Consider the following 22,565-nt stretch of genomic DNA (forward strand, 5'->3'; position numbering starts at 1 on the left):
CGCACGGCAAAACCGTATACCGCGGCTAAATTTAGCGCTTCAGCGAACAGCGGTTTAAAAAGTAGCAAGCGGGACAAAATCCCGTAACGCTCACGATAAAGGGCACTAGTCCGACACCCCCCACCAGCTGCCAAACAACGGCTCCGGCGATCATTATCGCTAGTCCGATCAGCGCTTTTATTATCCTAGTTTTTCTGCTTAGCATTGCGTTTTCACTTCTTTGTTTTTACATTTTACACGTATTAATGCTTAAAATTTTTAAAGTAAGCAATGGCAGCAAACCTCCACCTAGCGTATCATCTTTGAGCCCGCCCTCCTATATACGCGCCTTGGTTAAATTCGGCTTCGTTTAATTATCTTTTCTTTTGCATAAAAGTGCGATACAACAAAATTTAGTGCCTAAGAAATAAAATTTTATGCGAGCTCGACTTAAAATTTTGGCAAGCATAAAAGGCAGACTCAAACGCTGGCGGTAATGCGGCGAAATTTACACGAGCTTTAAATTTAAAGTTGAGATAAATTTTAACCGAGCGGAATTCTATCATTGCAGAAAATTTGTCTAAATTTAGCTCGCTGCGTGTTTTAGAGTTTAAATTTACGCGCTGTGACAAATAAGCGTAGTGCGATATTTAGGATCGAGGCGGCATCGATCTCGTGCCGTACCGCCAAAATCAGATTTCGTAGCGATAAATTTTACCGAAATTTTCATCCAGATTGTAGCTAAACTCACCACCTGCGTAATAGATTGTCTCGCCGCTCTCCAGCTCGAAGCGCTGATACACGCGCAGCACGACCTCGTTTTCGCTGATGCCTTGGACATGGATAAAAATATCGCTCTTTCTGCCCGCGGTCATCGCCATTTGGTAGAGCTGATTAAATAGCGCATATTCCGGATCTTTCTCGGCATCCTCTTGGGATAAAAAGCCCTCCAGTACGCCCAGCATCTCCGCGCGAAATTCCGTCCTGGCGCGCGCATAGGCGTTTTGGATATTTTCGATCTGATTGGTATCGAGTAAATTTAAAAGCGAATGTTTGCCCACGTAAAGCGTCGCGCTCGATGTGATTTTGCCGTCCTTGTCGGTCACTAGTCGCAGAGCTTTCTCTACGCGCCACAAGGCCTCTTTTAGTTCGAGCCCGCTTTCAATTTCAATTTTCATCATAGATCCTTTATCAAGAGTGCGGAATTTTAGCGTGAAATTTTAAATTTTAAAGATAAACTTCGCGATCAGATACGCCATATACAGCATCAAAACTCCCACGAGCGCGTCGATTATGCGCCATGCCCTACTGCTTGCAAAAAGCTTCGAAAGCGCCCCTGAACCGTATCCTAAGCCGAAAAACCACGCAAACGATATGAACATAACTCCCGCGTAAAACCACGGCTTTTGCGGATCCGCAATCGTAGCGCCGAGCGAGCCCACGACCACGACGGTGTCTAAATACACGTGCGGATTTAGAAGCGTCACCGCAAGAGCTTTGGCTACGACGGGCGCCAGCGGGCTATTTGCCGAGTTTTGGATCTTGGCAAAATGCGAGCCCCTGTAGGTGCTAAAAAAGGAGCTTAGCGCGTAGCAGAGCAAAAATATGATCCCGCCTATGCCTAAAATTTGGGTAAAAAGCGAGCCTTGCTTAAGAGCGCCGCCGATTAAAAATATCCCTACGGCCGTAAACACGGCATCGCTTAGCGCGCAGACCGTGCAAACAGCCGCGACGTGGTTTTTCGCAAGGCCTTGGGAGATGACGAAGATATTTTGCGCGCCGATCGCGACGATGAGCGAGAGCATCAGCGCGGCTCCTTGCAAGAAAATTCCGATTGGCAAGGAGTTCAAGACCGCGCCTCTACTTATTTTTACTTTCGCAGGCGGAGCTTTGCATCGCGGTATCGGCGGCATCAGAGTCAGCCGCTACCGCACTTTCAGGCGCAGCGTCAGGCTCATTATCGCCCGCGGAAATTTTCGAGGCGGGATTCTCGGCGCCTGTGAAATTTTCGCCCGAGCTGGCGCTATTTAAGGAAGCGGCACCATTCGGCGCGGCGGAGCTTTGTTTGTTTAAATTTGAAGCGCCCTTCAAATTCTGCGCGCCGTTTGAATCAGCGGCGCCATTAGAATTTTGTGCGATGGAATTCTGCGCGGCGTAGGAATTCTCCGCGCCTAAATTTTGTGCGCCGCAGGAATTTTGCGTATCGGAATTTTGCGAAGCGGAATTTTCATCGCGGAGGTTTTTAGCTTTAAAATTTTTACCGCTACCCGCGCTTTTTTTAGAACTCTTAGCGCCCTTGTGAGTTTTTGAGGCGGTTTGCTCTTCCTCGGAGCTCTGCGAAAGACCGGCTTTTTCGCGCAAAATTTTGCTCAGCTCGTAGATCGAAATTTCAAACGAGCCCGGCAGCGTAGCCTCCGTGTCGCTGTAAAATCGTAAAAAATTAAAGCGGTCCTGCGCCTGCGGCGCTTTTTTGAATACAAAATTTAAAAGCTCCGTTTTGTTTTTGCCCGCGGCGAAGGTTTTTATGCCTAAATTTACGATATCTTTGTATTCGAAGCTCTCGGAATTTGCCCCGCGCACGATCGTCAGGGCGTCCTCGCCGATCTGCAAATAATTTTTCGCGCCGAGTCTGAGCGCGCAAAAAAACGCGCAAAATGCCGCCACTACGGAAGCGAAAAGCGCCGCGCCGCCAAAGCCCGCGTGGTAGCAATATCCGCTAGCGAGCGCCAAAATCGCCGATCCCGCCAGCGTCATCGCTACGGGCTTTTTATTCTCTTTTACTATCATCTTCCCTGCTTAATCAGTTGTCTTATATATTCGTAAATTTTAAAATTTAGCGCATCCATTACCGAGTCTTTAGAGCCCGGATTTTTGATGCTTTGGTAGTTGAGATTAGTTACGTAATCCTTCCACGCGCCCTTGTTTTTAACGCTTATGTAGAGGCTAATCTGCGAGTCGTAGAAGTAGTCTCTGTAATAATCGTCGTCATACCACGGATCATAACCGAACGGCATCCCCCAGCCCACGCCTACGCCCGTATATCTGTAATATCTGCCAAATCCCATACCGAAGCTAAATCTCGGATTATCCCACGATCTGCGCGAAAAATCCGCCTTGCGGAAGTAGTTTAGATTGCCGCCGATTTGGACGTTTGCCGCGCTTTTATTTACGACCTTAAATCCGTCCGCGCGCAGATGTTGGATCACTACTTGGGTTAAATTTGAATCCGTCGTAGAGGTGTTGGTGAAATTTACGCTTATGAGTTTATCCTGCGGAAATTCCATAATGTGAAGCGGCTCGGAAGTGCGCACGATACCGCTATTTACGGGTACATTTTTAGAGCAACCTGTAAAAATCAAAAACGCCGAAATGACCAAAAAAAGTGAAATTTTATTTTTCAAGACAGATCCTTTCGCTTAAGATTTCAAATCCTAAATTTGAGTGATTGTAGCATAAATTTAAAATTTTAATGTCAGCAAAAAGCGATTTTTTGAAATAATATAACGATCGATACGCAGGAGCGGAGATTTTCAAATAAAATTTCGCGCCGAGCGACCGCTAAATTTAAAGCCGTCGCTCGGTTGAAATTTCTGCGAAAAGAGACGGAATTTTAAAACCGGAGGAGTTTAAAATTCCACAATCTTATAGGCTCACGCCGCGCGTAAGTACGCGCTTGCGATAAACCTCCGAAACTCTGCTCGCGTCGCCCACGATTAGAGCGTTCGTGCAACAGATCGCCGCACACATCGGAACCTTGCCCTCTGCGATGCGGTTTTGACCGTATTTATGCAGTTCCTCGTGCGAAAACGTAGGCTCCGGTCCACCCGCGCACATAGTGCACTTATCCATCGCACCTTTGATACCGAAAGCCCCGTCTCTAGGGAATTGCGGAGCGCCGAACGGACACGCATAGAGGCAGTATCCGCAGCCGATACATTTATCTTTGTCATGTAAAACGACGCCGTCGGTTCTGATATAGAAGCATTGAACCGGACAAACCTGCGCGCAAGGCGCATCGGTGCAGTGTTGGCAAGCAATAGAGCTTGAAACCTCCTGCCCCTCTATGCCCTCGTTTAAAGTGATAACCTTGCGCCTATTGATCTGCACGGGAACCTCGTGCGCCGAGCTGCAGGCTACCTGGCAACCATAGCAAGCGATGCAACGCTCGACATCGACGTAAAATTTTAATCTTGCCGGCATTTTATCTCCTTATGCTCTTTCTAGTCTGCAAAGACCGGCGTTAAATTCCGAAATTTGCGTATTTATGTCAAAGCCGTAGTTGGTAATCGTATTTGAGCTCTCGCCTCTGATATATGGCTTAGTGCCCTCAGGATAGCGGTCGCTTAGATCCTCGCCCTGGAAAATTCCCGCGAAGTTATACGGCATAACAATACGATCAGGCGTTACGGCGTGCGAATAGATGCACTTGACTTTGATCTTCGTGCCTTGCGGCGAATGGATCCACATCATCTCGCCATCTTTGATACCTTTATCAGCGGCAAGCTTAGGGTTTACGTGCGCGAACATCTCCGGAGTAATCGCCGAAAGATACTTGCTCGTGCGCTCAATCATGCCCGCACCGCTTAAATTTACAAGCCTTAACGAGCTTACGATAGTAGGGAAATCCTTGCTCCAATCCTGCTTTTTCTGCTCGGAGATAAATCTCGTAAAGACGCGGAAATTTCGTTTTTGATCCGCAAAGGTCGGATATTTCTCTACCAAATCCCATCTAGGCGAGTGGATCGGTTCGCGATGCTTTGGAATTTGATCCGCAAACTGCCAAACCTTGGCTCTGGCTCTTGCGTTTCCGCAAGGACAAATTCCAAACTCTCGGCATTTTTTAGCGATAATGCCACTATAATCTGTGCTCCACGTAGGTCCCATCTTGGCTTTTTCATCCTCGCTTAGCGTAATGCCTAAAACCTGTTCGATATTTGCTTTTGTAATCTCCGCATGACCGCCTTGAATTTTTGATCCCGGAAGTGTAATGCTCTCGTCGGCTAGCTGCGAAACGCCGTCGTGTTCTAAGCCGAAGCGGTTCCTAAATCCCATGCCCCCATCTGCATAAGGTCTAGTTACGTCGTAAAGAATCGGCGTGCCCGGGTGTTGCGTATCCCAGCAAGGCCATGGAAGCCCGTAATATTCGCCCTCGACCTCGCCACCTATACCGCGCAAAGTATCGGGATCAAATAGATGCCAGTTCTTCTGCTGTCTGCGAAATCTAGCTGCGGTGCGTCCGTTATTTCCAATACTTTGAGTATTGCGTGCAATCTCATCGGTAGCGTCGTCAGGCCAAACAAAATCGTCTTTAACCTGCTTAAGCTCGCCATCAACGATGCCCATCTTCATGCCGCGAACGTATTCGTCGTAAAAGCCGAATTTTTTCGCGAATAAAAACATTACCTCCTGATCCTCTTTGCTCTCAAATAGAGGCTTAACAATCTGAGTTCTCCACTGGCCGCTGCGGTTTGTAGCGCTTAGATGGCCTTCGCTCTCAAACTGCGTAGCTACCGGCAAAACATAAATTCCATCCGGTCTATCGTTTAGAATCGCTACTTCGTTTAAGAACGGCTCGGCGACTACCAGCATATCGATCTTGCCTAATGCTTCTTGAGTCTCGCGAACATGAGCCATAGAAGTAATTCCTGTGCCTTGCACCCAAAGAACGCGGACATTGCCACTACTTAAAACGGGCTCGTTTTTCAAAACGCCCTGCCACCATTTAGATAGCGAAAAGCCCTTTTCGTTGCGCCAATTTATCGTATCTTGCTCGATGCTCGGATCGTAGTGGAAATACTCGGTAAAATTCGTACCAGGCACTTTTTCGCCCTGCTTTTCGTGCGGCTGCTTAGTAGAGACGGCAAATCTTTTAATAAACTGCTCATAATCTACACCCCAGCCCTTGCAGAAGTGCTTCCAAGCGTTATCGGCTAGCCCGTAATACGCAGGCAAGCTATCGGAGAGATTGCACATATCGGTAGCGCCCTGAACATTATCATGGCCTCTAAGGATGTTGCAGCCGCCGCCCGGCTTGCCCATATTGCCTAGTATGAGCTGCAAAAGAGCCAAAATTCTAGTATTTGAACTTCCGATCGAGTGCTGCGTAATGCCTAGAGCCCAGCATAAAGTAGCGGGCTTTGTGGTAGCAAACATCCTCGTAAATTCTATCAGCTCCTCTTCCTTGCAGCCGGTGACATTGGCTACCTCTTTAGGATCCCACTTCTCAGCTTCCGCCTTGATCTCATCTACGGCGTAGGTTCTGGTTTTTATTAGTTCTTTGTCCTCCCAGCCGTTTTTGAAGATTAGATGCAGCATTCCGTACACAAACGCTATATCGGTTCCCGGACGAATTCTAATATACATATCGGCCTTAGCCGCAGTTCTAGTAAAATTTGGATCAACTACAACGATTTTCGCGCCGTTTCTATCGCGAGCTTGAAGAGCATGCTTCATAGCCCCCACGGGATTTGCAACCGCAGAATTCGCACCTATGAAAAGGATCATTTTAGAATTTTTCGCCATATCGCCTACGTGATTTGTCATAGCTCCATAACCCCAAGTATTCGCCACACCGGCGACTGTTGCACTATGTCAAATTCTGGCTACGTGGTCGTTGCTGTTTGTACCCCAAAAGGCTGCAAATTTTCTAAAATAATATGCCTGCTCGTTGCAAAATTTAGCCGACCCCAGAAATACTACACTATCTGGGCCGTCCTCTTTGCGAACCTGAAGCATTTTATCGCCGATTTCGTTGACGGCTTGCTCCCAACTTATGCGCTCCCACTTGCCACCAACCTTTTTGAGCGGATATTTAAGACGCATTTTAGATTTGGTTAGATCGATTTGATCGATTCCCTTACAGCAGTGACTGCCCTGCGAGATCGGGTGATCTACTGCCATATCTTGGCGAATCCAGGTATTGGTGCTCTCATCCACTTGAGCCTCGATACCGCAGCCTACGGAACAGATCGAACATATCGTTCGCTTCATAACAGAACCTGGAAATGGGTTTTTGATCTCTTGCTCGGTAGCGGCTCTTAGCGTATTATTTTCGCCAAACGCAGCTACGCTGCTCGCTCCTAAAGCGGCGAGCTTCAAAAACGATCTCCTTCCGATCGCATTCTCACTCATGAAAATTCTCCTAGTAAGCTACTTTATAGTATTTTTTCCACGCTTCACTCTCCCAGTAAAGCACCTCTTTTTTCGGCGATTTGCCACGAACGGTATCGCCGTAATCCTGCTCATTTTTCGCTAGAGCCTGAGATGCGGCAATGCCCACGGCACCTACTGCGCCGATTTTTAGAGATTTTTTAAGAAAATCCCTGCGTTTGTTCTCCATGGTTTTCCTTTGTGAAGAAATCGCTTTAAATCTTTTATTGTAGTAACGCCTGTTACAGGATTTAAGTCTAATGAATTATAACGAAAAGGCAGTGAGATGGAAATTAAATTTTAAGTTACTTTTTAAATTTTATTTAAAATTCAAAATATAAAGTTCTAACTAAAAAACTACTCGCAAAACTCGAGTTTGCGAGTTTAAAATTTAACCGAAATTCTGCTTTTGCGTATAAGATTTTCGTTAAAAATTTTATTTATCAATCCAGATTAAAAATATCTTCCGGATTGGTAAATTTATTTTGATAGCCACCTTTTTTGATCGCTTCTTTAACGACGCTGCGATCTTTCTTTTGCGGAGCGGCAAGCGCTAAAAGCGAGCGCTCAAGCGCAAAAAAGCTTCTCATTAGTGCGCCTAATGATTTGAAAAAATCCGCCCGCACATGCCCGCACAAAAGCTCGCTAAACTCATCCACAAAGCTGTTGGTGACATTCGTAAAAAGCTCTAACGCCAGCGTTTCGCCATCTTGCGCGCCGATGAAATTTTTAGCGCATTGCACGCTCGCGGTATTTTTACCATCCTGCGGACCTGTAAAATTTTTACTGCCATGCGAATCTACAGAATTTTTTCCGTCTTGCGCCGTTAAGCTCGCGCTATTTGTGGAATTTTGCTCTTTTGTCACAGAATTTTGTCCGTTTAAAACCGCGCTGTGTTTTGCAGCCGCGTCGCGCAGCAGAGTCGAATGCAGGTAAAAAATAAATCCCACATAGTCCTCGCACTCCTTGCAAAGCTCCATATTGCGGCGAAATTTACTCTTTTTTAGCACGTCGATTACCGCGACACGCATACGCCCATCGTCGCGTCCCTCGTCGTAGAAGCTCGCACTCATCGGCACATTGGCGTATGAAAAATCAAAAAGCACGGAATTTTGCTCGCTTTTAAACGCTGCAAAGTCGAATTTCGCTAAATTTTGAAATTCCGCCTCATCGCTAGGCACAATGGGCGAGCTGCGTAAAAACTCCAGTTGCTCCTTCCAGCGCTTAAATTTCGCATCCGTTTCATAGAAAAAAAATGGAATTGCAAAAAATTCGTAGTAGTAGCTTCTTGCTTGAAGTAGATTCGCATCCATTACATTGCCCCTTTTCTAGCATCTTCTATCTGCTTTTTTATCATTATTTTCGCCTTGCAATCGCCGCAGCAAAAAAGAGTCTTCATCTTTTCAGGCTCGTTTGCAAAATGCGCACCCATCATATCCGCGATCTTCATCACGGCTTTGCTCGTCGCAAATTCCTTACCGCATTCAATGCACTTAAAAAGCTCATCTTTAGCTAGCATTTTGTAATTAAAAAATCCCGGTTCAAGCTCCACGCCGCAAGGCTCAAGCTCGATCGTATCCTTTTCGGCGCAGCTTAGCACGCAGTAGTTGCACGTCGTGCAAAGTGAAGCGTTAAATTTAATCGAATTGTCGCTGTTATCGGCATACAGCGCGCCGGTATTACAGGCACCCACGCAGCTAAGGCATAGCGTGCAGCTTGCTTCGTTTATGTTTACTTTGCCAAATTTTAGCAACTCTCCGCTTTTTACGGCGCCGAAGCTGCCCTCGCCAACCATTGCGCTTACTCGTTTTGAGAAAATTTCTTTCTTGCTAAGGCCCTGTTCGTTTAGGCTAAACGCCCAGGGCTGAGAGCTTTGCGCCCACTTTAGCGCCTCTTGCAGCTCGGTTAAATTTCGCGCTAAAAATACTGCTTCCTTGCCGTAGATCGCGCGCGAAATTCCATTTATAAGCTCCGCTGCTTCGCGCGTGCCCTCGCCTACGTCTGCACCGTAAACGATCACACTCGAGCCGCTTTCTTGCATCGCGCTTAGCAAATTTACCTCATCTATTTGCTTGCTTCCAAAAATTCCAAACGGCAGCACGCCGCACGGAAGCTGCACTGCGGGTGCGGACTCAATTTCGCTCTCTGCGATGAGAAGCGGAATTTTGCCTGCATAGAGCTTTGCGATCTCGCCAAATACTCTTTGGGGCAGCTTGGCAAATTTCAGCGCGCCGCTAGGGCAGACGCTCACGCACGCGCCGCAACCGATGCAGTCGATATGCGAAAATACTAACTCGCGCTTTTCGTCGTTTTTCAAAATCGCCACTGTAGGGCAAACCTCCACGCATGGCGTGCGCAACTCATTTCGCCTGCCTTGATACTGACAGATCGCAGGATCAAAGATCGTAGAATTCTTATAATGATAAACCGGGCTTTTGGAATTTAAAATTTCTAAAATTTCATCGTCTTTTAGCCCCGAGATCTCGTAGCAGCCGCTTTGTCGTAGCTGATAGGGCGTCGCGCCGCTAATCAAGAAAAAATCCGCCTCAGTCTCAACCTTATCCTGCTCGCTTAAAATCGTAACCGCAAGATCGCCAATCTCGCCGTAGACGAACTTTATCTCAGCCCTGCTTAACGCGATCACCTTAAATCCGTGCTGCCTAAGTAGCCCCACAAGCCCCTCTCGCGGCTCATCACAGGCGAGAATCACGTTTTTGCCGACGGGCTTTTGATAGTCGCTATCTAGCGCGCCGTCGAAGACGATATCTTTGGCGCGATACAAAATATCTACGTTTTTAGCGATTTGTAGCGGCTCATCTGCGGAATTTTCTATATAAAAATTTATCTCGGGCGCATAAATTTGCGCTTTTAATTTCGGCGAATTCGCAACGATAAATTCCTCATTTTTCGCCTCCTCTTCATCACCGCAAATTTCGATATCGTCGCTTAAGACGACATCCTTTAGCCCCGCGGCATAAAATCCATGTTCTTTCATAATCTATCCTAAATTGATAATTAGGCGGGTTTTACTCTTATTTTCTAAACAGCTTTTAAATTCTGCACTTAAAGTAAATCGAATTTAAATTAATAATTCTATAGATAAAGCAAAATCAAAGCTTTAAATGATAAAATCGCCTAAATTTTAAGGCATCGGGGTCGCAATGCAACAAATCAAACTACCAAAAATCGACAAAATCGCAAACGCGCAGGAGTTTCAAAACTGCCTTCGCCCGCAAATCATCAAAATCGCGCAAGAGCTCATCCGACAGGAGCGCGAAAAGGCGCTGCAAGGAGGCGCGGTCGCAAGCGAAAGCGAGATCATCGCGCGCATCAAATCGCGCTACGAAAAATTTCAAAATCTAAACCTTAAGCCGCTCATCAACGCAACCGGCGTCGTGCTGCACACAAACCTCGGCCGCAGCGTCATCGGCGCCGAAATTTTAGCCCGCGCGCAAAAGATCATCACCTCGTATTCAAATTTAGAATACGACCTATCCGAGGGCGCGCGCGGCAACAGATACGACTACATAGCGCTTTTGTGCAGCGAGCTCTTCGGCGCGCAGGACGCGCTCGTGGTCAATAACAACGCTGCTGCGGTCTTTTTGGTGCTAAATACCTTCGCGCGCGGACGCGAAGTCGTGGTAAGCCGCGGCGAGCTCGTCGAGATCGGCGGGAGCTTTCGGGTAAGCGAAGTGATGGCAAACTCTGGCGCAAAGCTCACAGAGATCGGCACTACGAACAAAACCAAGCCGGACGATTACGAGGAAGCGATCAATGAAAATACGGCGATCTTGATGAAGGTACACCGTTCAAATTTTAAAATTTCGGGCTTTAGCTCTAGCGTAAGCGCTGCGGAGGTGGCGGCTCTCGCACGTCGCGCCTCGCAGGCAAAGAGAGAATTTTTAGCGCTTAGAGCGGCAAGCTTTAAAAATTTAGCAGATCTTTGCGGCGGCTCTTCGGACGCAGACGGCGAAATTTTAAATTCTGCGCCGAATGGTTTGAACTTAGCGGATAGTTCCGCGAATGCTCTAAATTTAAATATCCGCGAGCCGTCCGAAAAGAGCGAGTGTTTTTATGAAGGCGATGGGAGCGAAATTTACACCAAAGCTTCTAAAATTGCTCCTGCAAAATTTAGCATGAAAAAAGAGGAAAGCTTTAACGAGATCATCGATTACTACGATCTTGGAAGCGGCTATGCAAGCGAGCTAGGGTTTGGGCTCGGCAAAAGCGAGCCCTCAATCTTTGAGCTTTTAAAAAGCGGCGTGCGGCTGCTTAGCTTTAGCGGCGACAAGCTTTTCGGCTCCGTGCAGTGCGGCATCATCCTAGGAGATCGCGAGCTCATCGCGCGCCTGCGCAAAAACCAGCTGCTGCGAATGCTGCGCGTGGACAAGATCACGCTAAGCCTGCTTGCCGAGACGATCAAGGCGTATATAAATAAAGAATTTCACCTCATCACGACGATAGATCAGATCCATCTAAGCCTAGACGAGCTGCGCAAGCGAGCGGAGCTAGTGCGATCGCACATCGGCGTAAAATCGCAGATCGTGCCTACTACCACCTTCGTAGGCGGCGGTACGATGCCGAGCGCCTCCTACCCTAGCGTCGCGCTTGCGATCTTAGATGGGGCAGACCCGCAGAGCGCGCAGGCTAAATTTCGCGCTGCGGGTATAATCGGGCGGATCGAGGATGATAAATTTTTGCTCGATTTCAGATCGATTTTAAAAAGCGACTTACAAGATTTAATAAAAAAGATCGGAGAAATTTATGAATAGCGTAATCATCGGCACCGCAGGCCATATCGATCACGGAAAGACCGCGTTAATCAAGGCGCTAAACGGCTTTGAAGGGGACCGGATGCCGAGCGAAAAGCAGCGTGGCATCACGATCGATCTTAGTTTTTCGCATCTGCGCTCGGGGGATACCAATGTCGCTTTCATCGACGTTCCGGGGCATGAAAATCTAGTAAAGACGATGATTAGCGGCGCGTATGCCTTCGACGCTGCGATGCTGGTAGTCGCCGCGGACGACGGGCTAATGCCGCAAAGCCGCGAGCATATTCAAATTTTATCGCTGCTCGGGGTAAAAAGCGTGATCTTGTGTATCAGCAAGTGCGATCTGGTGGGCGACGCGCGCCGAGCTGAGGTCGCGGCGCAGTGCAAGGAATACATCAGTAAATTTAAGGATTTGCAAATTTTAAATACCTTTTTTATCAGCATAAAAGACCCCGCAAGCATCGCCGAGCTGAAAAATTATCTCTTTAATATCAAGCCTGCGCAGCGCCAAGGAGGCGGCGTGGTGCACTACTACATCGATCGCGTCTTTTCACTTAAGGGGCTCGGCACCATCGTAACGGGCAGCCTCATTAACGGCGCGATTTCAAAGGGCGAGAAGCTTTACAACTGTGATCTGGGTAAAATTTTTAACGTCAAAAGCGTGCAGATCCACGATGAGGATACGCCGCTAGCGCAGGCTCCAAACCGCGTCGCACTAAGTCTTGACGCCAAAACGAGCGAGCTTGAAAAGGGGCAAATCCTAAGCAAAAAGGGCTTTTTCCGCGGCTTCAATGAAGCCGACTGCACCTTTAGCGGCGAAATTTCACACAACCAAGACGTGCTGTTTTGCGTCGGAAGCAAGCAAAGCGCGGCAAAAGCGCTCATTTTAAAAGAACTTCCTAGCGGCGAGAAGCTCGTGAGCTTTAAATTTGACAAAACGATGTTTTTGAAATTTGACGAGCCATTCGTCTGCTTGTCAAACTCGCGCGTAATCGGCGGCGGACGCGTGCTAAACGCCGTAGTCGAGCCGCTAAAAAAACAGAGCAAAGCCGTACTTCTCACCGCGCTTTTGAAGCGAAATTTCACCGAGGCGTTTAAAATTTTAAGCGGCTTTCACAAGCACGGATTCGGGCTATTTTCGGCGTATCAGCGCTTCGGAATGGAGTACGGCGAAGCGGTAAAGATCGCGCGCGGCATAGAAGGGACGTATTTTGACGAAGCAAATTTATGCGTTTACGATCTAAGCGCGATCGAGGACGTAAAAAGCCTCATAAAATTTATCGTCTCAAAAAACGACTACGCGATCTTTTCGCCCGCCTCGATCGCCCTAAAGCTCTCGTGGGCCAGCGAGGAGCTCGCCGCGCGCGCGCTTAGCGAGCTTGAGCGTGGCGGCATCGTCTCCAAAAAGGGCGGAGTTTACGTAAAATCGGGGGTGGATTTTGACGCGCTCAAACAGAGCCTGGAGAGTAAAATTTTTGATCTCATCAAAAAGGGCGGCATAGCGCCTCTCGCGCCGTATAACGTCTATGACGAGCTGGAGATCGACCGCAGTAGCGGCGATGACGCGCTAAAAAAGCTAACCTACGCCAAAAAGGTCGTCCGTCTCGCGCATAATCTCTTCGTCGAGGCTGAAAATTTAGCTCTGGCGATCAAGCGCCTCTACGCGATCATCGAAAAAGAGGGCTTCGTAAACATCACGAACGCCAAAGAGGAGCTTGGGCTTAGCAGAAAATTCGTCATCTGCTACCTCGAATACCTCGACAAGATGGGAAATATCGTGACGATCGACAATAAACGCTATTTGAAAAAGTAAAAATTTAAAATTTTGCACTACAATGCGCGGAATTTTTGCAAAGGAAAAAAATGAAAAAAGCTATTTTAACTTCAGTTGCGCTCGCAGCTAGCCTAAACGCGGCTCTAAGCGACAGCGAAATTCTATCCATCTACGGCGGCGCGCCACAAGGCATCGAAATAAAGGTCGCCGAGCGTATCCCACTTAGCGAACCAAAGGGCGTCGAGGCGGTCGTTTTAAAGATTTCTCAAGGCAATATGTCGCAAGAGGAGATCATCTTCACTCAAGGCGATCTAATCTTTACCGATATCATCGATCCTAAAAAACGCGTAGTCTATAAGGAGCAGATCAAACAAGACCGCATCGCAGGACAGCTAAGTAAGGTCTTCAAAGCAGAGAGCAAAGACAATATCATCAAGCTAGGAAACGATCCCAAAAAGCCTACGATTTTGATGCTGACGGACGCTTTGTGCCCATTCTGCCGCAAAGAGATGGCAAGGATCGAAGATACGCTAAAAAATAATAATGTCGATATCGTCATGACCTCCGTTCACGGTGACGACGGCCACGCAAAATCCGCGCTCATCTACAAAGAGATCAAAAATGCTAAAACCGACGAGCAAAAGATAGCGGTTTTTAGAAAATATTACGCTGAAGATAACAAAGCAGGTGCCAAAGACGTAAGCGCTGCCGAGCTAAACGCCGCAAAAGCCCTAGCTGCCAAATATTTCGGTGCGGGAGTAAACTCAGTGCCTTACATCATCGAACTAGACAAGCTAAAATAATCTCTCTTAAATTTTGCGGAGCGATCCGCAAAATTTCGCTTCTTTTGCCAAATTTCGGCAGCTTCCAATCAGCCTAAATTTTGCCTCGAAAATTTGAATGCCCGTTGGAATTCTTAAAATTTTGCTGCTTTTAAAAATCCTCAGTTGCGCCGTGCGTAGAATTTTAAAATCCCTTACGAATGAAACGCGATCCGCAAAGTCTTAAACAAGTAAAAATTTTAGAATTTTAAAAATCCTCAAGTATTCGCGCAAAATTTCTGCGGCAGCGATTATATCTCGTGGCTTCGCATCCGAAGCGGCGCAAAAGTGATCCTAAATAGAATTAAAAGCAAAGATTATGCGAGCAAAATCTTATGGTCCAAATTTTAAAATTTCGCGGCAAAGCCCGGGTAAAATTTAGCCGCAAATTTCATAAAATTTTCGCTTTGTGGCAAAGAGGAATCTGTAATCGTGCTTCAAGCTGCCTATCTTGGACTACTCCGATTAAAATCAAAATTCCACGTCAAAAGCCGCTCTAGCGAGGCTATTTTTGCTCTCGCTTAGCTCGTACGATGCGCTGAGTCCGACGCTTTGAAGGATCTTATATTTCAGCCCGATCGCGCCGTTAAATACGCCACTAGAATAATCAAGCCCCTCGACGTCGTATCTATCCGAATACTTTCTGCTTGCATGATACGAATCGCCGCTAAATCGATGCTCGTACTCCGCATTTGCGAATATCTGCAGATCACCAAAAGCCTTGATCGCGTAAATTCCCGCGGTGCCGTTCGGTGCGGTTTTTGAAGCGGAGCTAAATTTAAGCCTAGAGATCGCATCTTCGTTCACCCTAATCGCTCCAAGCCCCAAATACGGCTTTATATAGCCGTTTTCAAATAAAAATTTATACCCTGCTCTCGTACTGAAATCCCAAATTTGCGATTTGTATTTCGCGCCGTGGATAGCGCCGAATCCGTTGTTGGTTTCAAATTTATGATCGTTCGTCGAATATGTTAAGCCTACCGCCAGATCCACATTCTCGCTAAAATCGTATCTGCCCGCCAGACCGAGCTCGTAGGATTTGATGTTTTCTTTGACGCCGTCGAATTTACCCTCGTACCAAGCGTCCGATTTTTGATACCCAAAGATCACGCCCAGCGTAAGATCATCCACTCTCTTGGAGGCTCCGAGTAAAATTCCGTCGCTCTTGTGATCGTATTTGACGCCGCCCGAGCGGTCTTTGTAATCCCCGCCATAGTTTCCGATCGCGCTTACGTTTACGTTAAACTCCTGCCCGTCGGTGTCGGTTAAATTTTTATAAGCGGAATTTCTTGCAAGCTTTGTAAGATCCAGATCGACCTTCGAGCGCGGCATCTCGATGCCTACCCGGTTGCCGCCTCTTGCGACCTGCGAAAACAGGCTGCCGTTTTTAGGCGTGAAGTTATTGATCGCCAGCATCAGCGCTTCAAAATAGGTAGGCAGATCGTCGTATCCGCTAGGATAGGCATTCGTATCGGAGGTGATGAATAGATTTGCCGCGTTACGCTCGCGAGACAATCTTATGATCTCGTCGTACTGATCGGGTCTTGCGTTGTATATCACGTGCAAAATTTTAGAGGAATTTGCGGGATCTTTTTCAAACTCAGAGGTTCTAGGACGATAGTGGTTTATATACTCATCCACGCTCACCTCTTGCAGCATCCAAACGTCCGCATAGGGAGCTATGGCGTCGCGCACGCCCCAGCCGTTGTTTGCCAAAACGAGCATTCCCGGATATTTAGTCTTGATATAGTTGTAGATACTCTCCATATAGGCAATAGTTGCGGGATTGTTTTCGGTATTAACTTCGTCGATAAAGTATCCTGCGATATTTTCTCTGCCGTAAAAATTTACGAAATTATCTATATCGGCATAGACTAAATTTAAATTTCTAGTAGAATTTTTAGTATAGGTATAGCCTAAATTTGCTATGCCTGCCGCGATATTTCGCTTCATCTGAACCGCGTCTTCATCCCTTCTGACCAGATATTGCGTAGTTTGATCGCCCGGCGTCGCCGCTTCGTAAGAGCCAAAAGCCACATAAGGAACCAGCGCGCCGCCTATATTGGTAATGCCGTTCCAAAACTCGGCATTTACGCCGCTATTGCCCGTCCAGCGAAATGCAGGCATCATAACGCGCTAATTATTAAGCCTACCCGAATATGAGCCTTTTTTGGCAAAGCCCCTTGCACACTCGAGCTTGATACGAAATGAGTTTTCATACTCGTCGCTCGTGGAGCTATCGCTAGCCGCGTCGTGCCTGCTTAATTTCGCGCCCAAGCTATCCGCAGCGCTCATTACATCGGAACGGGAAGTGTTGTTGGAAGGTGATTTTTGCGCGTTTGTATAGCTCCAGGAATTCTGCTCGCTCGCATAGCCGAACCCTGCTGCACCGACAAGCGCAAGAGATACGATTTTTTCAAAGGCTTTAGCATTCTGCACCGCCTCAAATAAAATTACCCAAATTCTTAAATTTCAACAAATTTGCGGACGCGCTTTTAAAATTAAAAGCTTTGTCGAAATTTAAAAATTTAGCCGCCTTAAAGACGGCCAAATTTTAAAGCTTATTTTAATGCTGCTTTTGCCTTCTTTGCGACGGTTGCGAAAGCTTCGGCGTCGTTCATAGCCATATTTGCTAAAATTTTTCTATCAAGCTCGATGCCCGCTTTTCTAAGTCCGTTTATAAATTTAGAATAGCTGATGTCGTTTAGCCTGCAAGCTGCATTGATGCGCACTATCCAAAGTCTGCGGAAATCGCGTTTTTTCGCGCGTCTGTCACGGAAGGCGTAAACGAGGCTTCTCTCCAGCTGCTCTTTGGCCTTTCTGAAATGTTTGCGTCTTGCGCTATAAAATCCGCGCGCAAGCTTTAGCACCTTGTTGTGTCGGCGGCGTCTAACAATGCCCGTTTTTACTCTTGCCATATTAATCCTTTCTTAATCGGCGTCCCTTGGGGATCTTGCCCTAAAATCCATGAATTTAGGGGAGTTTGAATGACTTTCGTCAAAAACTAACTTCGCACTATTTGCAAAGCATTTTTTTAACCGCAGATACGTTCGTAGAATCGACGTATTGGGCCTCGCGCAAATTCCTCTTGCGTTTTTGAGACATCTTCGTCAAAATATGGCTGCGAAACGCCGAGCCTCTTTTGATCTTGTTTTTGCCCGCTTTAAAACGCTTGACGGCACCGCGCACGCTTTTCATCTTTGGCATGGTCGTCCTTTTTTTAAAGTGAATGGGAAGTATATAATAAAGTTTCTTTGAAAAATTTGAATTTTAGCAAAATTTATGAAAATACAAAATGCTACATCGAGATTGATATAATTATTACTCATAGTAATATTTTCAGATTTATATCGTCTTTATAAATTTAAGCAATTGGATAAAAGTTTTCCTTTTTAATACAATTAAAACTATAAAACTTACTATTATTAAGCAAAACGCGTAGACGCCAGGCAATATATGAGATATAGCAATAAAGCAAACACCACAAAAAAATTCTACACCAATATTGCAAAAATTTACACTTTTTATAAATTTTTTCAGACCATAACTCAATGCGATATATTTGGCAAAAAGAGATAAAAACAGGCAAAACATTATGATAAATATATCATTGCAAAAATATACAATAAATCCAATAAATACTGAAAATATAATCAAAGAAATTAAATTTATACGAAGCATTTGTCCTTCTTTGCGCAATGTCTTAAAATATGAATTAGTAAGAAGAAGCGTCTTGCCTTCGCATAGCAATATCGCAAAAATTATCGGCATATAATTTAAAACGTCCGCATATTTAGGTAGCCAAGCGCCCAGTAGAACTTCTACAGGATATGCAAATAGAAATAAAAATACAAATATGATTGATAGTCCATCATCTAAAATTTTAAAAATTTCGTTTTGTTCGCAAGCTTTTTTAGTTCGTAATATCGGGAATAAGATCGCCGAGAATGCATTGATAAAAAATAGAGCAAAATTTAGTAACGACAATATAAGTGAAATTTTGCCAAATAAAACGATGCTAAATTTCCATGCAATCATAGATCTTGCAATAAATATTAAAAATATATTACAAAGCGCAGAGATTGTTAATTTTATACCTATTCGCATATTTTTATATATATAAAATAAGCTATCTGTAAAAGGAGCCATCTTTACTTTAAAAAGATCCCTACATAAAAAACAAATATAAACAAGCGATATAAATCTGGCAAAAATAAATGAAAATATTAAAAATTTAGCTTTATCGAAATCCACGAAATAAACTGCTGATATAGATGATAAGACAAAAATTCTTTCTATAAACAAAACGAGTATTGACTTTTTTATCTCATTTACACTTTGCAAAAGATTATATAGAAATGATCTTGGCACCGTGATAGCACCCGAAATAGCAATATATAAAAATAACCTTTTATCGAACGAAAACGCACAAACCGTAAAAAATATAATTAGGCATTCTAGAATATATAAAATCTCCATCGTACAAATTTGGGATTTTAGAGTTCTTTTAGAAATAAATTCATATCGCCTACCACCGTATCTTAGATATATACCATCAGATAGTCCAAAATGTAAAAATTCTACGTAATTAGCAAAAAATATAAATAATTGATAGTATCCAAAGCCTTCTAAAGATAAAAGCTTTGGTAGAACTAAGATCGATACTACGGATACAAACGCAAAAAATATCTGCGCTAGCGCCATATATGAAATTTTAGATAGCAAATTCCGTCCTAAATCGTCTTTTGCATAAATTTAACTATTAAAAGGCCTAGCTTTTTTGGTATCCACATCGCGCTAACCGTGAATATCCAAAAAGAGGGGAATTTCTTATAAATTTTATATAAATTGCGAAAGCAGTTTTCGTTCCTAACTGCAGAAAGGCCGTTTCGTATCCTAATTATATTGGCGGGATAATAATATATTAAAAGCCTTTTTCTAAAAATTTCAAGCACGAAATCTACGTTAAAATTCTTTTCAATAGTGATTAAGGTATCATTTAGATTTGCACCAAATACTTCTGAAAAATTATATCTTCCACTATTAAACTGCCTTGCTGCATAAATTTTATCAAACACCACGACTTGCTTATTAGACAAAATCGCGCAGGCGATATTCCAATAAAGCTGCACGAGATTGTTATTTGCTATTGCGTCTAAATCGATTCTATCAAATAAACTTTTATTTACTATATTAGAAGTTATAAAAGTTAAATTAGTATGGGCTTCTTTTATAAACTCCGCTTTATCATCATCATAAATTTTAAAATTACTAAATTCTTTAAATTCTACCGGCTTAATTTTGTCTATGAAATTTTGTGCCTTTAAATGAATGATACCGAATTTCGAAGAAGAATCTAGTATCCGCATTAAATATTTAATCGTATCATCAAACACTAAATCATCATCACCGAATATCCATATATATTTTCCGCGCGACAAAGAAATCGCTTTTTTGAAATTATTATCTGGACCAGTATTTTCACTATTTTTTATATATTTTACAAGTCCGAAATCAATATATTTTTTTGCAATATCCGAAGTTTTATCACTGGAAGCATTATCTAAAATTAAAATTTCAATATCTTTTCGCTCGCTTTTATACACGCTTTTGCATAGACTATTTAGACTTTTATCTAAGAATTCTGCTCTATTATAAGTCGGTACCGCAATGCTTAAAAAAATATCCTCAGTCAAAATTTATTCTTTCTTTTTCAAATACCAATGGGCGATTCAACACTTGTGTATAAATTGCACCGATATATTCGCCTATTATACCGATAAAAAACAAAATTCCAGATGAAACGAATGAAAAAAGTATGATAAGAGGCGCGATGCCCACGCTCATCTCATCCCAATAAATTAGCTTAAGTATAAAATACACAAGTCCTACTATTATACTTAAAATGCCCGTTATCATACCTATAAAGGTTGCGAGCCGAAGTGGTACTTTGGAATTGCAGATTATACCGAGTATCCCCATATCATAAAGCGTATAGAAGTTGTTTTTGGTAACTCCTTTAATTCTCACGGGTTGATCATAAGGAATTTTAGCTACTCTATAACCTGCCTCCGCTAACATTCCGCGAAAAAACGGATATGGATCATGCATCTGCCTAAGCGCAATGATGACTTTTTTATCAAAAAGTCCAAAGCCGGTAAAATTCTTAAAAATTTCGATCTCAGATAACTTTGATAAAAGCTCGTAATAGCACTCTCTGATTTTAAACATCACGCCACGCTCCTCGCTATCTCGCTTAATAGCCAAAACCAAGTCGTTGCCCTCCTGCCATTTTTTTATAAACTGCGCAATCATCTCGGGCGGATCTTGCAGATCGGCTACGATAGATATAACGGCATCTCCGTCTGCACCCAAAAGCGCATAGGTTGGTGATTTAATATGACCAAAGTTTCTAGAATTTACGATGATCTTTAAATTTTTATCATCCTTTGCTAGGCGTTTTAAAATTTCAACCGTCCTATCGGTCGAAGCATTATCGATAAATATATGCTCATAGGCATACTCCGGAAATTCGCCCATAGCTTTTTTTACGCGCGTATAGACTTCCTCTACATTCTCCTCTTCGTTAAAGCAGGCAGTAACTATACTGATTTTTTTCATATCATCTCCTAAAGACGAAAAATTTATTTAATAAAAATGATACCGCGGCCAGCGGGATCAAAAGCACAAAACCGTTTATATACATATTTTCGAAACCAAGCCGCTTAAAAAGCCATAGAAAAAATATATTTAAAAGATAGGTTATAACATAGACCAAAATAAATTTAAAAATAAGTCTATTATCGTTGCTGCCGAACACTAGCCCGCCTATGGTTTTAAAGTTAAACAATACGCCAAGTATCGTAGAAAGCAACACGGCAAGAGGATAATATAGACCCAGATAGATAAAAAGGGCAAATAGACCGTAGCCAAAAACAGTATTTAATATACCAACTAAGAGGAATTTTATAATTTGAATATTCAAGCTATTTCCCCTTAATTAAAAAAATATCAATTAGTTTTTTATATTGTATTTTTCTTAAAACTTTTACTATAATGAAATTTAAAATAATGCAAATTGTTGCGCCTAAAAAATAATAGACAATAGATTGATAAGGCTTCATAGAATATTTAGATTGCGTAACCATAATTATCCAACCTATGTAAAAATGATTTAAAAAAATATTCAGGCTTAATAGCCCTAAATTATTAAAAATTCTTTTTTGGAATAAAGTTGCCAACAATGATTTACTACTAAAAGAGAAGCTAAGAGATATAGATAAAAACAATATTATAATAAAATCAGTATTATTTGGTTTACGCGTAAAAATGATAAGATAAAAGATTGCGGCATATAAAATAAATTCTAATATAGCGATCAAAATAAGTCCTATTGTTGTAAAATTAATAGAATTAATTTTTTCTGTAGCAAAATATAAGCAATAACCCAAAGAAATATCTGCAATAGCCCTAATGAGTCCGATATGAATGAATCCTCCAAAAATAGGCTCCATAATGACTCCCATATAATTGTATTGATATGCTATCGATCCAAATGAAATCAATATAACAAGTGGAGCAATGAAATTTATAAACATTTTTTGATTTTTAAGTATAATTGGAAGCAATATGGATATAGAGCCTATCATAGCTGATAGATACCACATAACGCCAGTTATAGATCTTACAGGAAAACCCCAAATTTGCAATAATAATATATCTCCTATTGTCAATGCCAGCATGCCCGATATGGACGGTACTTCATTCCAAGCAAATAAACATATGAAAATAAAGCCTATCGCAATAGCCACAAGGTATTCTAAATAAAATACCTTTATTTTTCTCACTATATAATTTCTAGTGATAACAAATATATTTTCATTAAGCTCAAAATCATAAAATTTTTTAGCCATGAGCCAACCAGTTACTAAGAAAAAGAATTCCACGCCTATATATCCTATAGGCAGTATAGGAAAAAACTGCCAGCTATGATGTATTAATATTATAATGGCAAAAATAAATTTTAAAAAATCTATAAAACCATTAACCATTTCTTTTAGAATTTTCAGG

The 22,565-nt window shown here is 43.4% G+C and carries 21 protein-coding genes; 3 read left to right on the top strand and 18 right to left on the bottom strand.

Annotated features, from left to right (window positions below):
* Nucleotides 1-31: 31 nt before the first annotated feature.
* The 10 genes from Q0537_RS10120 to Q0537_RS10165 form a co-directional block, all read right to left on the bottom strand.
* The gene (locus tag Q0537_RS10120) at nucleotides 32-205 is read right to left on the bottom strand and encodes a DUF2892 domain-containing protein (protein WP_299227832.1); all 174 of its coding nucleotides are present in this window, start codon (nucleotides 203-205) and stop codon (nucleotides 32-34) included.
* Between the two features lie 466 nt (nucleotides 206-671).
* Nucleotides 672-1,157, bottom strand: coding sequence for a hypothetical protein (locus Q0537_RS10125; protein WP_295151131.1), 486 nt, complete (start codon nucleotides 1,155-1,157; stop codon nucleotides 672-674).
* A gap of 42 nt (nucleotides 1,158-1,199) precedes the next feature.
* Nucleotides 1,200-1,829 (bottom strand): LysE family transporter, encoded by a 630-nt coding sequence (locus tag Q0537_RS10130; RefSeq protein WP_299227834.1) that lies wholly within the window; start codon nucleotides 1,827-1,829, stop codon nucleotides 1,200-1,202.
* 10 nt (nucleotides 1,830-1,839) lie between these two features.
* Nucleotides 1,840-2,766, bottom strand: a complete 927-nt coding sequence (locus tag Q0537_RS10135; RefSeq protein WP_299227836.1) for a hypothetical protein — start codon at nucleotides 2,764-2,766, stop codon at nucleotides 1,840-1,842.
* Entirely contained in the window at nucleotides 2,763-3,380 is a 618-nt protein-coding gene (locus Q0537_RS10140) for a hypothetical protein (protein WP_297913571.1), read from the bottom strand. Before Q0537_RS10140 ends, Q0537_RS10135 begins: the two co-directional genes overlap by 4 nt.
* A 241-nt stretch (nucleotides 3,381-3,621) precedes the next feature.
* Entirely contained in the window at nucleotides 3,622-4,179 is a 558-nt protein-coding gene (fdh3B, locus tag Q0537_RS10145) for a formate dehydrogenase FDH3 subunit beta (protein WP_005871109.1), read from the bottom strand.
* A 9-nt stretch (nucleotides 4,180-4,188) separates the two neighbouring features.
* Nucleotides 4,189-7,110 (bottom strand): formate dehydrogenase subunit alpha, encoded by a 2,922-nt coding sequence (locus Q0537_RS10150; protein WP_299227838.1) that lies wholly within the window; start codon nucleotides 7,108-7,110, stop codon nucleotides 4,189-4,191.
* Nucleotides 7,111-7,120: 10 nt separating this feature from the next.
* On the bottom strand, nucleotides 7,121-7,318 hold the full coding sequence (locus Q0537_RS10155; RefSeq protein ID WP_298028524.1) for a twin-arginine translocation signal domain-containing protein: 198 nt from the start codon (nucleotides 7,316-7,318) through the stop codon (nucleotides 7,121-7,123).
* A 253-nt stretch (nucleotides 7,319-7,571) separates the two neighbouring features.
* Nucleotides 7,572-8,441 carry a hypothetical protein gene (locus Q0537_RS10160; RefSeq protein WP_299227842.1) on the bottom strand — a complete coding sequence of 290 codons (870 nt, stop codon included), beginning with the start codon at nucleotides 8,439-8,441 and terminating at the stop codon, nucleotides 7,572-7,574.
* Complete coding sequence (locus tag Q0537_RS10165; RefSeq protein ID WP_299227845.1) at nucleotides 8,441-10,123, bottom strand: 4Fe-4S dicluster domain-containing protein; 1,683 nt, start codon at nucleotides 10,121-10,123, stop codon at nucleotides 8,441-8,443. Before Q0537_RS10165 ends, Q0537_RS10160 begins: the two co-directional genes overlap by 1 nt.
* Before the next feature lie 166 nt (nucleotides 10,124-10,289).
* On the opposite strand from Q0537_RS10165, the gene selA reads away from it, so the two are divergent.
* From selA to Q0537_RS10180, 3 genes are read left to right on the top strand one after another with little or no spacing between them, the layout of a single operon-like run.
* The gene (gene selA / locus Q0537_RS10170) at nucleotides 10,290-11,900 is read left to right on the top strand and encodes an L-seryl-tRNA(Sec) selenium transferase (RefSeq protein ID WP_299227848.1); all 1,611 of its coding nucleotides are present in this window, start codon (nucleotides 10,290-10,292) and stop codon (nucleotides 11,898-11,900) included.
* Complete coding sequence (gene selB, locus Q0537_RS10175) at nucleotides 11,893-13,713, top strand: selenocysteine-specific translation elongation factor (RefSeq protein WP_299227851.1); 1,821 nt, start codon at nucleotides 11,893-11,895, stop codon at nucleotides 13,711-13,713. The genes selA and selB overlap by 8 nt, the downstream gene beginning before the upstream one ends.
* Nucleotides 13,714-13,763: 50 nt before the next feature.
* A complete protein-coding gene (locus tag Q0537_RS10180) occupies nucleotides 13,764-14,477 on the top strand; it encodes a histidine kinase (protein WP_299227854.1) in 714 nt (237 codons plus the stop codon).
* A gap of 489 nt (nucleotides 14,478-14,966) precedes the next feature.
* Here the strand turns inward: Q0537_RS10180 and Q0537_RS10185 are convergent, their stop codons facing one another.
* The 8 genes from Q0537_RS10185 to Q0537_RS10220 all read right to left on the bottom strand — a co-directional run.
* On the bottom strand, nucleotides 14,967-16,625 hold the full coding sequence (locus Q0537_RS10185) for an autotransporter domain-containing protein (protein WP_299227857.1): 1,659 nt from the start codon (nucleotides 16,623-16,625) through the stop codon (nucleotides 14,967-14,969).
* 6 nt (nucleotides 16,626-16,631) lie between these two features.
* Nucleotides 16,632-16,934 (bottom strand): hypothetical protein, encoded by a 303-nt coding sequence (locus Q0537_RS10190; protein ID WP_299227860.1) that lies wholly within the window; start codon nucleotides 16,932-16,934, stop codon nucleotides 16,632-16,634.
* 122 nt (nucleotides 16,935-17,056) lie between these two features.
* Complete coding sequence (gene rplT, locus Q0537_RS10195) at nucleotides 17,057-17,413, bottom strand: 50S ribosomal protein L20 (RefSeq protein WP_005871091.1); 357 nt, start codon at nucleotides 17,411-17,413, stop codon at nucleotides 17,057-17,059.
* A 97-nt stretch (nucleotides 17,414-17,510) separates the two neighbouring features.
* The gene (rpmI, locus tag Q0537_RS10200; protein WP_005871089.1) at nucleotides 17,511-17,702 is read right to left on the bottom strand and encodes a 50S ribosomal protein L35; all 192 of its coding nucleotides are present in this window, start codon (nucleotides 17,700-17,702) and stop codon (nucleotides 17,511-17,513) included.
* Nucleotides 17,703-19,228: 1,526 nt separating this feature from the next.
* Complete coding sequence (locus Q0537_RS10205; RefSeq protein ID WP_299227863.1) at nucleotides 19,229-20,191, bottom strand: glycosyltransferase family 2 protein; 963 nt, start codon at nucleotides 20,189-20,191, stop codon at nucleotides 19,229-19,231.
* Nucleotides 20,184-21,116, bottom strand: a complete 933-nt coding sequence (locus Q0537_RS10210) for a glycosyltransferase family 2 protein (protein WP_299227866.1) — start codon at nucleotides 21,114-21,116, stop codon at nucleotides 20,184-20,186. Before Q0537_RS10210 ends, Q0537_RS10205 begins: the two co-directional genes overlap by 8 nt.
* Before the next feature lies 1 nt (nucleotide 21,117).
* Nucleotides 21,118-21,480: a GtrA family protein gene (locus tag Q0537_RS10215; RefSeq protein ID WP_297943547.1), complete on the bottom strand. Its 363-nt coding sequence runs from the start codon at nucleotides 21,478-21,480 to the stop codon at nucleotides 21,118-21,120.
* A gap of 1 nt (nucleotide 21,481) precedes the next feature.
* Nucleotides 21,482-22,565: acyltransferase family protein (locus Q0537_RS10220; RefSeq protein ID WP_299227870.1), on the bottom strand; the 1,084-nt coding region annotated here is incomplete at its 5' end.

The organism is uncultured Campylobacter sp. (assembly GCF_938017775.1).
Lineage (GTDB): Bacteria > Campylobacterota > Campylobacteria > Campylobacterales > Campylobacteraceae > Campylobacter_B.

Bases quoted from the DNA above. Each gene is read 5' to 3' on its own strand.
- Q0537_RS10120 (WP_299227832.1), bottom strand. From the start codon at position 205: ATGCTAAGCAGAAAAACTAGGATAATAAAAGCGCTGATCGGACTAGCG.
- Q0537_RS10125 (WP_295151131.1), bottom strand. From the start codon at position 1,157: ATGAAAATTGAAATTGAAAGCGGGCTCGAACTAAAAGAGGCCTTGTGG.
- Q0537_RS10135 (WP_299227836.1), bottom strand. From the start codon at position 2,766: ATGATAGTAAAAGAGAATAAAAAGCCCGTAGCGATGACGCTGGCGGGA.
- fdh3B (WP_005871109.1), bottom strand. From the start codon at position 4,179: ATGCCGGCAAGATTAAAATTTTACGTCGATGTCGAGCGTTGCATCGCT.
- Q0537_RS10155 (WP_298028524.1), bottom strand. From the start codon at position 7,318: ATGGAGAACAAACGCAGGGATTTTCTTAAAAAATCTCTAAAAATCGGC.
- Q0537_RS10160 (WP_299227842.1), bottom strand. From the start codon at position 8,441: ATGGATGCGAATCTACTTCAAGCAAGAAGCTACTACTACGAATTTTTT.
- Q0537_RS10165 (WP_299227845.1), bottom strand. From the start codon at position 10,123: ATGAAAGAACATGGATTTTATGCCGCGGGGCTAAAGGATGTCGTCTTA.
- selA (WP_299227848.1), top strand. From the start codon at position 10,290: ATGCAACAAATCAAACTACCAAAAATCGACAAAATCGCAAACGCGCAG.
- selB (WP_299227851.1), top strand. From the start codon at position 11,893: ATGAATAGCGTAATCATCGGCACCGCAGGCCATATCGATCACGGAAAG.
- Q0537_RS10180 (WP_299227854.1), top strand. From the start codon at position 13,764: ATGAAAAAAGCTATTTTAACTTCAGTTGCGCTCGCAGCTAGCCTAAAC.
- Q0537_RS10185 (WP_299227857.1), bottom strand. From the start codon at position 16,625: ATGATGCCTGCATTTCGCTGGACGGGCAATAGCGGCGTAAATGCCGAG.
- rplT (WP_005871091.1), bottom strand. From the start codon at position 17,413: ATGGCAAGAGTAAAAACGGGCATTGTTAGACGCCGCCGACACAACAAG.
- rpmI (WP_005871089.1), bottom strand. From the start codon at position 17,702: ATGCCAAAGATGAAAAGCGTGCGCGGTGCCGTCAAGCGTTTTAAAGCG.
- Q0537_RS10210 (WP_299227866.1), bottom strand. From the start codon at position 21,116: ATGAAAAAAATCAGTATAGTTACTGCCTGCTTTAACGAAGAGGAGAAT.